The organism is Serratia marcescens (assembly GCF_029846115.1).
Lineage (GTDB): Bacteria > Pseudomonadota > Gammaproteobacteria > Enterobacterales > Enterobacteriaceae > Serratia > Serratia marcescens_L.
The window spans coordinates 1,436,454-1,449,624 of the sequence record NZ_JARVZZ010000001.1 but is presented as its reverse complement, the minus strand read 5'-3'; the positions used below and the strand labels follow the sequence as shown (position 1 = coordinate 1,449,624).

6 protein-coding genes are annotated in these 13,171 nt (G+C 62.6%); 4 read left to right on the top strand and 2 right to left on the bottom strand.

Annotated features, from left to right (window positions below):
• Nucleotides 1–7 precede the first annotated feature (7 nt).
• A complete protein-coding gene (locus QDT79_RS06675) occupies nt 8–2,986 on the top strand; it encodes a non-ribosomal peptide synthetase (protein WP_308316309.1) in 2,979 nt (992 codons plus the stop codon).
• 36 nt (nt 2,987–3,022) lie between these two features.
• Here the strand turns inward: QDT79_RS06675 and QDT79_RS06670 are convergent, their stop codons facing one another.
• Together QDT79_RS06670 and mgtA are read right to left on the bottom strand one after the other, a co-directional pair.
• On the bottom strand, nt 3,023–5,416 hold the full coding sequence (locus tag QDT79_RS06670) for a beta-N-acetylhexosaminidase (RefSeq protein ID WP_308316308.1): 2,394 nt from the start codon (nt 5,414–5,416) through the stop codon (nt 3,023–3,025).
• 267 nt (nt 5,417–5,683) lie between these two features.
• Nucleotides 5,684–8,392, bottom strand: a complete 2,709-nt coding sequence (mgtA, locus tag QDT79_RS06665) for a magnesium-translocating P-type ATPase (RefSeq protein WP_308316307.1) — start codon at nt 8,390–8,392, stop codon at nt 5,684–5,686.
• A 422-nt stretch (nt 8,393–8,814) separates the two neighbouring features.
• On the opposite strand from mgtA, the gene treR reads away from it, so the two are divergent.
• From treR to treC, 3 genes are all read left to right on the top strand, one after another.
• The gene (gene treR, locus QDT79_RS06660) at nt 8,815–9,762 is read left to right on the top strand and encodes a trehalose operon repressor TreR (RefSeq protein WP_043148219.1); all 948 of its coding nucleotides are present in this window, start codon (nt 8,815–8,817) and stop codon (nt 9,760–9,762) included.
• A gap of 129 nt (nt 9,763–9,891) precedes the next feature.
• Nucleotides 9,892–11,307 (top strand): PTS trehalose transporter subunit IIBC, encoded by a 1,416-nt coding sequence (treB, locus tag QDT79_RS06655; RefSeq protein ID WP_049198760.1) that lies wholly within the window; start codon nt 9,892–9,894, stop codon nt 11,305–11,307.
• A 197-nt stretch (nt 11,308–11,504) separates the two neighbouring features.
• Nucleotides 11,505–13,169, top strand: coding sequence for an alpha,alpha-phosphotrehalase (gene treC, locus QDT79_RS06650; RefSeq protein ID WP_308316306.1), 1,665 nt, complete (start codon nt 11,505–11,507; stop codon nt 13,167–13,169).
• The last annotated feature ends 2 nt before the right edge of the window (nt 13,170–13,171 follow it).

Below are 13,171 nucleotides of genomic sequence, written 5' to 3'. Positions count from 1 at the left end.
GATAACCATGGCACCTAGCGTATTGGATTATTTTATCCAACAAGCTTCCCGTTATCCGGAAAAACTTGCCGTCGTCGGCGATAATAAGCGCCTGACCTACCGTCAATTGGATGAAGCCAGCAGCGCACTGTGCGCGCTGTTGCGACGGCGGGGCGTGGCGCCCGGCAGCTATGTGCCGCTCGTCACGCTGCGCACGCCGGAAATGCTGATCGGTATGTTGGCGATCGTCAAAGCCGGCGCAGGCTATATTCCCATCGATGCCCGTTACCCGGAAAAAAGAATACAGGATATCGTTACGCAAAGCGGCTCCCCTTTAATACTCGCCAGCAACGCGACGATAGCGCTTTCGGAAAATAACTTCAGCGAGGATATTATTTATATTGATAATATATCAACTTCTTCGCAGGAGCATATAACGTTAATTTCTCCGTCTCCCGATGCCATCGTTTATCTCATTTTCACTTCAGGCACCACCGGCAAACCGAAAGGTGTGCTGATAGAACATCAGTCGCTGCTGAATTTAATTCTCTGGCATAACAAGCAATTCGCTATGGATGCCGAAAGTCGTTCTACGCTGATCGCCGGCTTGAGTTTCGACGTCGCGCAATGGGAGATCTGGTCGCCTCTGACCAGCGGCGGCACATTGTATCTGCCGCCGGAAGACGCTCGCCTGCAGCCGGAAGTCCTGCTGGCCTACTTTGCCGAACAGGGCATTACCCACGCCAGCCTGCCCGCCGTACTGGTCGCCGACGTGGTCGGCGCGCCGCAACCGGCCAATCTGGCGCTGCGGTATCTGTTCAGCTCAGGGGAGAAACTTCATCCGGTCGATCTGCGCGGCATCGATTATTCATTGATCGATTACTACGGCCCGACAGAAGCCACCATATTCGTCACCTGCAACCGGGTGGCTTGCGCCACGCAAAACCCGCCCGCCAGCATTGGGCGGCCCATCGGCGATACCGAAATATTCATCCTCGATGACCAACTACAGCCCGTGATCGGCGATCGCCCCGGCGAGCTGTATATCAGCGGTCGTTGTCTGGCGCGCGGCTACCTGAACAATCCGGCGTTGACCGCCGAGCGCTTCATCACCCCGCCTCACTTCGCCGGGTTACGTCTGTACCGCAGCGGCGATCGGGCTCGCTGGCTGGCGGATGGCCGCATTCAATATCTGGGCCGTATCGACGATCAGGTCAAAATCCGCGGCAATCGCATTGAACTGGGCGAAATCGAAAACGCCATGCTGCAGGTGGCGGGCGTTCGTAAAGCGGTGGCCGCCGTGGCGATGGCAGATGATCCGCTGGGCAAGAAAATCGTGGCGTTTCTGATCGCGAAGAGTGACGGCGAAAGCGTGATCGCACGCGTCCGACAGAAACTGAAAGAAACGCTGCCCAGCGCATTTCTGCCCGCCGATTATCGTTTACTGCAACACATGCCGCTGAACAACAACGGCAAGATAGACAAAGCGGCCCTGTTGGCGCATTACCAACCGGTCAGCGCCGGCGTTGCGCAGCCGCTGACCGCCGACCAGCGCGTCGTCGCCGATCTGTGGCGCTCGTTGCTGAAAGTGGAACAGCCTGCAACCGACGATGATTTTTTCTCGCTGGGCGGCCACTCGCTGTTGGCGGCCAAGCTGATGGCGGCGCTGGCCAAGGCGTTCGCCGTCGAGACCTCGGTGCACGACATCTATGAATATCCCACTCTGGGTGCCCTGGCGCAGGCACTGGCACAACGCAGAGACCGGCAACCGACACAGCGGCAAGGCGCAGCGCGTGCCTTGCAAGATGATGTGTATTTGCCGTCGGATCTCGTCATCGATCCGACGTTCGATCCGCGGCAAATCAGCGCGCCGCGCGCCATTTTGCTCACCGGCGCCACCGGTTTCGTCGGCGCGCATCTGTTGGCCGATCTGCTGCGCACCACCGATGCCGAGCTGTACTGTCTGGTGCGCGACGGCGCCAAACTGCCGCCGAGACAGCGGCTTGAGGCAGTGCTGCAGCGCTACCGGATCGCGCTGAACGCCAGCCAGCACGCGCGCATTCATATGGTGCCTGGCAACGTCGCGGAACACGACTTTTCGCTGACGCCTGCGGCCTACAGGACGTTAAGCCGAGATATCGACCTGGTTTACCATTCGGCCAGCGCGGTGAATTTTATCCAGCCTTACGCCTACATGAAGCGCGACAACGTGCAGGGCCTGCGGGAAATCATTCGCTTCGCAGCGCAGAGCCGCACCAAACCGCTGATGCTGCTGTCGACCATCTCCGTTTACAGCTGGGGGCATCTGCACACCGGCAAACGGGTGATGCGGGAAAACGACGATATCGATCAAAACCTGCCGGCGGTCAGCCGCGATATCGGCTACGTACGCAGCAAATGGGTGATGGAAAAGATCGCCGATTTGGCGGCGGCGCAAGGCCTGCCGCTGATGACCTTCCGCCTGGGCTACGCCACCTGCCACAGCCGTACCGGCGTCAACGCCGATTACCAATGGTGGGGGCGGCTGGTGAAAACCTGCATCAGCAGCGGCACGGTGCCGGATTTACGGGATATGCGCGAAGGGTTGACCACGGTGGATTACATGACCCGGGCCATCGCCCACGTCTCTCGCAATCCGCAAGCGCTGGGGCAGAAATTCAACCTGATCCATCAAAGTGACAATAATCTGACGCTGCGTGAGTTTTTCAGCCTGCTGGAGCGCGAGTTCGGTTATCGTTTTCGCCCCTTGCCCTTCGCACAGTGGCGGGCCCAATGGGAAAACGACAGCGACGCGCCGCTGTACCCGCTGCTCAGCCTGTTCAAGGACCACATGGTAGACGAGCTATCGACGGTGGAGCTCTATCAAGACACCTATCGGTGGGACTGCAGCAACCTGCAACGCTTCCTGCAGGGCAGCGGCATTGATGAGCCGCGCTTCACCCGCCAGCTGCTGCTGAATTATCTGCAGCACGCCATCGGGTATGCGCCGCTGTCGCTACGGGCGTAACAAAACCGGGGCTCAGCTGGCCGAGCCCCGTCACCCTCACTCCGTTTTAAGGCCGCGCAGCAGCGCCTCCAGCGGGTACACCGCCGCAATCACCACTTCGTCGCGCGTCTGCGCCGCCGCATCCAGCCGGCGCTGCGCTTGCTCGGCCTCGGCCCGGCTCAGCGGTTTGCCCTGCTGATAGCGATCCAGCAGCGTTAAGCCCAGCGTGGCCAAAGCGTCAACGTCCTGCGCCACCGGCGCCAGCTCACGCAGCGTGCGGTTGCCCGCGATCGCCGTCTGCACTGCCGCGCCGTTCGCCTGCCAGCGCTGCAGCCGTTCGCGCAGCGCCTGCGCCGCCGCCTTATCGCGCTTATCCTTCAGCAAGGCCGCGACCTGGGCATGCATGTCGCGTACCGCGCCGCTCTCCGGCGGCAGCGCATCGGCAAAGCGGTTCAGCGGTTCGAACTGGTGATAGTTGCCGGCCTGGAACTTCAGGTGCTGGCGGGTGTAATACTGCGCCGGCTCCACCGCCTCGGCCAGGATCTGCAGCGGCAGGATCTGCACGCTGTTGCTCAGCCGGGTGAATTCGCGCGCCGTTTCCGCGTGCTGCTGCAGGCCGACCGACACCACCGACCAGGCGTCGATCGCCGCCAGCCGCCGGTACATGTTGCTTTCGTCGGTGACGTCCTGTGCCGACCACAGCCGCTCCGCCACCGCGAAGGCGCGCGGCCACAGCTTGAGATCGAGAAGCGGCGCACGCACGTTTTCCGCCCACAGCGCCGCTTCACCGCCGAGAATGTTGGCTTGCCCTTTCTCGTCCGGCACCACCGGCATCTTGCCCGCCGGCACCGCCGCCAGTTTGTCGCCCTGGGTGGGGTAGCGCACGTTGCCGACCAACATATAGCCGCTGAGCTTGTCCTGCTGCAGCGTGAACACCGGCCGCGTGTCACCCATCCAGGTATCGACGCGGAACGTCACCTGCTGCGGCGTGCGCCAGACGATGTCGTGCACCGCGCGGCGCGATTTGCCGGTGAAATCGATAAAGCCGCGCCAGCCCTGTTTGCCCTCGATCAGCGTGAAGCTGCCCTCCACCGCGCTGCCCTTCAGGCGCGGCATGCTGAAGCGCCAGCTTTGCGCCTGCTCGCCAGGTTGCACCGCCGTCTCGACCCCCAGCGGCTGCGGCAGAATTTCATTGCGGTAGTGATAGGCGGTGCTTTGCGGCTGATCGAGGTAGAAACCGGTGGAGAGAATGCCCTGATAGCCGTCCTGCGCGCTGGCGCCCAGCGAGTCTTGCCCCTGCCAGGACTGAATGACGATCGAGCGCGGCAGCGACGGATGGTAGATCTCGTCCCAGCCAACCATCTGCCGTTGGTGTTTCTCGAGGATCTTTTCCAGCTTCTGGTTGAAGTAGGCCTGCAGCGCATGGGTATCCGCCAGCCCGTTCTTCTGCATAAACGCCTGAATCGACGGCGACGCCCGCCACTGGCTGGCGTCAACTTCGTCGCCGCCGATGTGCAGATAAGGATCGGGGAAGATCGCCGCCAGCTCGCCGACGATCGTGTCGACAAACTGATACACCTCGTCGCGGGTCGGATCGAGCGTCGGCTTATGCACGCCCCACTCGCGCTCCATGCGATACGGCCCCGGCGCGCTCATCAGGTCGGGATAGGCCACCGCGATGCTGGAGGCGTGCCCCGGCATGTCGATTTCCGGCACCACGCGAATGCCGCGCGCCGTGGCGTAAGCCACCACCTGCCGCATCTGCTCGCGGGTATAGAACTGGCCGTCGCTGGCCTGCTGCTGAAGCTTGGGGTAATGCTCAGAGGCAAAGCGCCAGCCCTGATCGTCGGTCAGGTGCCAGTGGAACACGTTAAGCTTGGCCGCCGCCATGCCGTCGAGCTGGCGCAGAATGTCCGGCAGCGGCAGGAAATGACGCGCCGAATCCAACAAAACGCCGCGCCACGGGAAGCGCGGCACGTCGCGGATATCCACCAGCGGCAGGAAGGTATTTTGCCCGTCGGTCTGCAGCAGCTGCAGCAGGGTTTCCATACCGCGCAGCGCGCCGAATCGGGTGTTGGCGGTCAGCGTGGCGCCCTGCGGCGTGACCGCCAGCCGGTAACTCTCGTCGCTGCCCGGCAGCGGCTGCGCCGCCACCCGGTCTTTAATCATCACCCTGATCGCCGCGCCGTCCTTCGCTTCACCCGCCGGCGCCAGTGTCCAGCCGGTCTGCAGTTCGATGCGCTGGCGCCAGCGCGGCAGCGCGTCGCCCAAGTCGTCACCCTGCAGCGTCAGGGACAAACGGTGATCCAGCACCAGCTTGCCCGCCGGTTGCGTCACTTCCACCTGCTGCGGCCAGGGCATCAGCGGCAGATCGCCAGCCGGCTGCGCCAGCGCGCCGCAAGAAAACCATAACGATGAAGCCAGTAGCGTATAACGGAAAGGTCTGTGCATCGGAAATTCCTCAGAGGAAAAAAACAAAATATCCCCAATGAATTTCAAACCACCGCTAGGCGGCAAGCGCCCGCATCCCCAAGCGCTTAGGTCTGCTAAGTCACTGGGGGGCGGGCGTACAGCCAACAACGCGGTGGCTTGAAAGGCGCAGGGGAAAACAGCCAACGCTGTAGATAAAGACTCAGCCCAGAACAGATGTCCAACCGTTGCGGTGAAAAAGCGGACGGGATCACAGTTGCCCCCTCCCGGCCGGAGGGGGCGAACGGGTTATTGCCAGCCGTAGCGGCGCACGAACCAGCCTTTCACGCACTGGGTCAGCACCATGTAACCGGCGAGGATCAGCACCAGCCACGGGAAGTAGCCGAGCGGCAGCGCCTGCAGCTGCAGGAAGCCGGCCAGCGGCGAGAACACCAGGCCGATGCCGGTGGCGATCACCGCCAGCGTCATGATGCACAGCGGCCAGGACGGGCGGCTCTGGATAAACGGAATTTTGCGCGTGCGGATCATGTGCACGATCAGCGTTTGCGACAGCAGCCCTTCCACGAACCAGCCGGACTGAAACAGCGTCTGCATGTCCGGCGTATTGGCCTTGAATACCCACCACATCAGGCTGAAGGTCAGCACGTCGAAGATCGAGCTGATCGGCCCAAAGAACACCATAAACCGCCCCAAATCGGCGGAGTTCCAGCGCTGCGGCTGGGTGATCTGATCGTCGTCGACGTTATCGAACGGGATGGCGATCTGCGAGATGTCGTACATCAGGTTCTGAATCAACAGGTGCAGCGGCAGCATCGGCAGGAACGGCAGGAAGGCGCTGGCGATCAGCACGCTGAATACGTTACCGAAGTTGGAGCTGGCGGTCATCTTGATGTATTTCAGCATGTTGGCGAAGGTACGGCGCCCTTCGATCACTCCCTGCTCCAGCACCATCAGGCTTTTTTCCAGCAGGATGATGTCCGCCGCTTCCTTGGCGATGTCCACCGCCGAATCGACGGAGATGCCGATATCGGCCGCGCGCAGCGCCGGCGCGTCGTTGATGCCGTCGCCCATAAAGCCCACCACGTGCCCCTGGCGGCGCAGCAGTTTGACGATGCGCTCTTTGTGCAGCGGCGTCAGCTTGGCGAACACCGTGGTGCGCGCCGCCGCCTGCGCCAGCTGCTCGTCGTCCATCTGTTCGATCTCGCTGCCGCGCAGCAGGTGCTCGGCCGCCAGCCCGACGTCCCGGCATACTTTGGCGGCCACCAGCTCGTTGTCGCCGGTGAGGATCTTCACCGTGACGCCGTTCTGTTTCAGCGCCGCCAGCGCTGGGGCAGTGCTCTCCTTCGGCGGATCGAGGAAGGCAACGTAGCCTTCGAGGATCAGATCCGACTCGTCCGCCACGCCGTATTCATGGGTTTGCGCCGGCAGGACCTTGTTGGCCACCGCCACCACCCGCAGCCCCTGCTGGTTGAGATCGTCGGTGATGCGGCGAATGCGCGCCAGCAGCGCCTCGCTCAGCGGGATCACCTCGTCTTCGTGGCGCACGTGGCTGCAAATCGCCAGCATCTCTTCCAGCGCGCCCTTGCACACCAGCTCGTGATACTCGTTGTCCTTGGCCACCACCACCGACATGCGGCGGCGCACGAAATCGAACGGGATCTCGTCCACCTTGCGGTAGTTTTGCAACGCTTCCGGCTGCCGATTCTGCTCAGCGCAGCTCAGCACCGCCACGTCGAGCAGGTTTTTCAGCCCGGTCTGGTAGAAGCTGTTCAACCAGGCGTAGCGCAGCACCCGCTCGCTGCCGGCGCCGAACGCATCGGTGTGGCGCTCCAGCACGATCTTGTCCTGGGTCAGGGTGCCGGTCTTGTCGGTGCACAGAATGTCCATGGCGCCGAAGTTCTGAATGGCGTCCAGGCGTTTGACGATCACCTTCTGGCGCGACAGCTTCACCGCCCCTTTGGCCAGCGTCGAGGTGACGATCATCGGCAGCATTTCCGGCGTCAGCCCGACCGCCACCGACAGCGCGAACAGCGCCGCCTCCCACCAGTCGCCCTTGGTGTAGCCGTTGATCAGCAGCACGATCGGCGTCATCACCAGCATAAAGCGGATCAGCAGCCAGCTGACCTTGCTGATGCCGCTCTGGAAGGCGTTCGGCTGCTCATCCTGGCTGGTGACGCGCTGCGCCAGCTGGCCAAAATAGGTGCCGCCGCCGGTGCCGATCACCATCGCCAGCGCGGTGCCGCTGACCACGTTGGTGCCCATGAAGCACAGGTTGCGGCAGTCGAGGGGATCGGCCGCCAGCGCCTGCGGCGCCGCGGATTTTTCCACCGGCAGCGATTCGCCGGTCAGCGCCGCCTGGCTGATGAACAGATCCTTGGCCGACAGCAGGCGCAGATCCGCCGGGATCATGTCGCCGGCCGCCAGCTTGACGATATCGCCCGGCACCAGCTGCGCGATTGGCAGCTCCACGTGTTCGCTCTTGCCGGTGAGCGCATCGCTGCGGATCACCGTGGCGGTGTTGCTCACCATCGCTTTCAGCGCATCAGCCGCCCGGTTGGAGCGCGCCTCCTGGATGAAGTTCAGCAGCGTGGAGATCAGCACCATCAGCGCGATCACCAACGCGCCGGTGAGATCCTCGGTGGCGTAAGAGATCATGCCGAGCGCGGTCAGCAGCAGGTTGAACGGGTTGCGGTAGCAGTGCCAGAGGTGCTGCCACCAGGCCTCTTTCTGCTGATCGTCGATGACGTTCTCGCCGCAGCGCCGGCGCATCTGTTCCGCCTCATGGGCGGTGATGCCTTCCGGGTGGCTGTGGAAACGCTCAAACAGCTGCATTGTCTCTGCGGCGGCACAGTCCAGCCGCTGCTGCGCCAGGCCGGCCGGCATATCGCGCGCAGCGCCGCCGACGCCGTCCAGCAGGCTGTCGCGGCGCACCAAACGGCGCGGAAGGCCGCGGGCGAACAGGCCCAGCAGCTGACGGGGGAGTTTTTTCAGTTTCATGGTTCGCACCTCGTCGCCCGGTGCCTCACGGCAGCGGGTAAACGGGGATCGTCACCGGCCGGGCGGATGGCGGGCACGCCAAAAAGCCTCTGCCAACGCAGATCCTTATTCTTTTTCAGCAGCAGGAGCGAACGACGAAGCGCGCGCCACCGGTTACCGTGATGTACTTCACCGGTAAAACAGCAGCGCCAGGCGGAGAGGTTTTACCGGTGAACCGAGTGAGTGTCTAAAGCAGTCGGGTCGGGGTCCATATGGGGAATAACCTCCGGTAAAGGGAAAAACAGAGCGGCAGGAGCGGCCGTTCATCGCAATGTCACAATCCCGTTTTGCCTCAAGATCCGCGTGGGAAAATGAGCTATGCTGACGGGCATTGTTTTACAGGCCGTTATGTTACGCCTGTCCACTTCAACGAAAAGTAAACCATGCAAAACCGGCTGACCATCAAGGACATCGCACGCCTGAGCGGCGTAGGCAAATCCACCGTCTCACGCGTGCTGAACAATGAAGGCAGCGTGAGCCCGCAAACCCGCGAACGGGTGGAAGCGGTGATCCGTCAGCAAGGGTTTACCCCCTCCAAGTCGGCGCGCGCCATGCGCGGCCAGAGCGACAAGGTGGTGGGCATCATCGTTTCCCGTCTCGATTCGCCGTCGGAAAACCAGGCGGTGCGCACCATGCTGCCGCTGCTGTACCAGCAGGGCTTCGACCCGATCGTGATGGAGAGCCAGTTCGAAACCCGCCTGGTGCAGGAGCACCTGCACGTGCTGCGCCAGCGTAACGTCGACGGGGTGATCCTGTTCGGCTTCACCGGCCTGACTGCGGCGATGCTCAAACCGTGGCAGGAAAAAATGGTGGTGATGGTGCGTGAATACGACGGCTTCTCGTCCGTCTGCTACGACGACGCCGGCGCGGTGAACCTGCTGATGGATCGCCTGTACCGGCAAGGGCACCGGCATATCGGCTATCTGGGGGTGCAGCTCAGCGACGCCACCACCGGCCAGCGCCGCTATCAGGCCTACCTCGACGCCTGTGAACGCCTCAAGCTCACGCCGCGCGCCACGTTGGGCGAGCTGAGCTACCAGAGCGGTTTCCAGCACGCCGCCGAAGTGATTGATACACACACCAGCGCACTGATCTGCGCCTCCGACAGCATCGCCCTGGGGGCGATAAAGTACCTGCAGCAGCAGCCGGCGCGCGCCATTCAGGTATGCGCCATCGGCAACACCCCGCTGCTCAGCTTCCTGTTCCCCGATACCCTGTCGGTCGAGTTCGGCTACGGCAGCGCCGGCCTGCTGGCGGCGCAGCAGCTGCTGGCGCAGCTCAGCGGCGAACAGGGGATCCGCCGCTTGGTGGTGCCCAGCAAACTTTCCTGATTAAAAAGCGACCATTTTTTGTCATTTTGTGATCCTCGCCCCAAACCGGGAACGTTCCCATTCCATTAAAAAAGCCGAGTGACTAAGCTTTGATCATTACTCAGTCAACACCTCTGCAGGTATCCCATAATGAGCAAAGTAAAACAGCAGGATATTGACCGCCTGATTGTTTTGGTCGGCGGCCGCGAGAATATCGCCACCGTCAGCCATTGCATTACCCGGCTGCGTTTCGTCCTCAATGACCCCAGCAAGGCCAGCCCCAAAGAAATCGAAGAGCTGCCGATGGTCAAAGGTTGCTTCACCAACGCCGGGCAGTTCCAGGTGGTGATCGGCACCGACGTCGGCGACTACTATCAGGCGCTGATCGCCAGCACCGGCGTCAACGAGGCCGACAAAGAACAGGCCAAGGTCGCCGCGCGCCAGAACATGACCTGGACCGAGCGCACCATCTCCCACTTCGCCGAGATCTTCTTCCCGCTGCTGCCGGCGCTGATCAGCGGCGGTCTGATCCTCGGCTTCCGCAACGTGATCGGCGACATCCCGATGTCCGACGGCCAAACGCTGGCGCAGATGCACCCGGCGTGGAAAACCGTTTACGACTTCCTGTGGCTGCTCGGTGAAGCGATCTTCATGTTCCTGCCGGTGGCCATCTGCTGGTCGACGGTGAAAAAGATGGGCGGCACGCCGGTGCTCGGCATCGTGCTGGGCGTCACCCTGGTGTCGCCGCAGCTGATGAACTCCTACCTGCTCGGCCAGCAAACGCCGGAAGTGTGGAACTTCGGCTGGTTCGTGATCCAGAAAGTCGGCTATCAGGCGCAGGTGATCCCGTCGATCCTGGCGGGCATGGCGCTGGGCTGGATCGAGACCCGGCTGAAAAAGATCGTCCCCGATTATCTCTATCTGGTGGTGGTGCCGGTGGTTTCGCTGCTGCTGGCGGTGTTCCTGGCGCACGCGCTGATCGGGCCGTTCGGCCGCATGATCGGCGATGGGGTTGCCTGGGCGGTGAAAGCGGTGATGACCGGCAGCTTCGCCCCGGTGGGCGCCGCGCTGTTCGGCTTCCTGTATGCGCCGCTGGTGATCACCGGCGTGCACCAGACCACGCTGGCCATCGACATGCAGATGATCCAGAGCATGGGCGGCACCCCGGTGTGGCCGCTGATTGCGCTGTCCAACATCGCGCAGGCCTCGGCGGTGCTCGGCATCATCATCATCAGCCGCAAGGCCAACGAGCGTGAAATCTCGGTGCCGGCGGCGATCTCCGCCTACCTCGGCGTGACCGAACCGGCGATGTACGGCATCAACCTCAAATACCGCTTCCCGATGCTGTGCGCGATGATCGGCTCCGCGATCGCGGGCCTGATCTGCGGCCTGGACGGCGTAATGGCCAACGGCATCGGCGTCGGTGGCCTGCCGGGCATCCTGTCTATCAAGCCGCAGTTCTGGCTGATTTACTCGCTGGCGATTCTGGTGGCGATCGTCATCCCGCTGGTGCTGACCATCATGGTCTACAAACGCAAGGCCGCCCGCGGCGAGCTGCCGGTTTGATTGACGCAAAATACGCAACATGAATGTAGGGGCTGGAAATACCCTATAGCTTTCGAGCTGTAGCTAGGCGGCAAGGGTGCAAATCCCCAGGAGCTTACTCAAGTAAGTGACTGGGGTGCAGCGCCAGCAGCCAACAACGCTGCAGTTTGAAAGATGAAGGGTACAGGCCCGTTGTCACGATTCAAAGGTATTGATCTATGAGCAACCCAACCCCCTGGTGGCAGAACGGCGTCATCTACCAAATTTATCCGAAGAGTTTTCAAGACAGCACCGGCAACGGCTACGGCGATTTGGCCGGCGTGACCCGGCGGCTGGACTATCTGCAGGAGCTGGGCGTCGACGCCATCTGGCTGACGCCGGTCTACGTCTCACCCCAGGTGGACAACGGCTATGACGTGGCGGACTACTGCGCCATCGATCCGGCTTACGGCACCATGGCGGACTTCGAGCAGCTGGTCGCCGCCGCCCACCGGCGCGGCATCCGCATCGTGATGGACATGGTGTTCAACCACACCTCGACCGAGCACCCGTGGTTCAAGGCCGCGCAGGATCGCCACAGCCCGTATCGCCAGTTTTACGTCTGGCGCGACGGCGAGGGGGATACGCCGCCGAACAACTGGCGCTCCAAATTCGGCGGCAACGCCTGGCAGTGGCACGCCGACTGCGGCCAGTACTATCTGCACCTGTTCGCCGTCGAGCAGGCGGATCTCAACTGGGAACACCCGCCGGTGCGCGAAGAGCTGAAGAAAGTGTGTCAGTTCTGGGCGGACAAAGGCGTCGACGGCCTGCGCCTCGACGTGATCAACCTGGTGTCCAAGCAGCAGGATTTCCCGTCCGACAGCCAGGGTGACGGCCGCCGCTTCTACACCGACGGCCCGCGCATTCACGAGTTCCTGCAGGAAATGAGCCGCGACGTGTTCCAGCCACGCGGCCTGATGACGGTGGGCGAGATGTCCTCCACCACGCTCGAGCATTGCCAGCAGTACGCGGCGCAGAGCGGCGAAGAACTGTCGATGACCTTCAACTTCCACCACCTGAAGGTGGACTACGCCGGCGGCGAAAAATGGACGCGGGCGGCGCCGGATTATGTGGAACTGAAGCAGATCTTCCGCCACTGGCAGCAAGGGATGCATAACCGCGCCTGGAACGCGCTGTTCTGGTGCAACCACGATCAGCCGCGCATCGTGTCGCGCTTCGGCGATGAAGGCGCACTGCGAGTGCCGGCCGCCAAAATGCTGGCGATGGTGCTGCACGGCATGCAGGGCACGCCTTATATCTATCAGGGTGAAGAGATCGGCATGACCAACCCCGGCTTCCGCGCCATCGAGCAGTATCGCGACGTGGAAAGCCTGAACATGTACGCCGAACTGAGCGCCCAGGGCCGCGGCGACGCCGAACTGCTGGCGATCCTGGCGGACAAATCGCGCGACAACGGCCGCACGCCGATGCAGTGGAGCTCCGCGCCGCACGCCGGTTTCACCACCGGCACGCCGTGGATCGGCTGCGCCGAGAACTACCCGCAGATCAACGCCGACGCGGCGCTGGCCGATCTCGACTCGGTGTTTTACGCCTACCGCCAACTGATCACCCTGCGCAAGCAGTATCCGCTGCTGACCCACGGCGACTATCAGGATCTGGCGCCGGATCACCCGGCGCTGTGGTGCTATCAGCGCAGCTGGAACGGCCAGCGCCTGCTGGTGGTGGCCAACCTGAGCCGCGAACCGCTGGCCTGGGCGGCGGAAGGCGTGGAAGCCTCCGCCCAGTGGCGCCCGCTGATGAGCAACTACAGCGACTCGGCGGATCAGCCGCAGGCGCTGACGCTGCGGCCGTTCGAAGCGGTGTGGTGGCTGCTCGAAGACTAACC

Bases quoted from the DNA above. Each gene is read 5' to 3' on its own strand.
- QDT79_RS06675 (WP_308316309.1), top strand. From the start codon at position 8: ATGGCACCTAGCGTATTGGATTATTTTATCCAACAAGCTTCCCGTTAT.
- QDT79_RS06670 (WP_308316308.1), bottom strand. From the start codon at position 5,416: ATGCACAGACCTTTCCGTTATACGCTACTGGCTTCATCGTTATGGTTT.
- mgtA (WP_308316307.1), bottom strand. From the start codon at position 8,392: ATGAAACTGAAAAAACTCCCCCGTCAGCTGCTGGGCCTGTTCGCCCGC.
- treR (WP_043148219.1), top strand. From the start codon at position 8,815: ATGCAAAACCGGCTGACCATCAAGGACATCGCACGCCTGAGCGGCGTA.
- treB (WP_049198760.1), top strand. From the start codon at position 9,892: ATGAGCAAAGTAAAACAGCAGGATATTGACCGCCTGATTGTTTTGGTC.
- treC (WP_308316306.1), top strand. From the start codon at position 11,505: ATGAGCAACCCAACCCCCTGGTGGCAGAACGGCGTCATCTACCAAATT.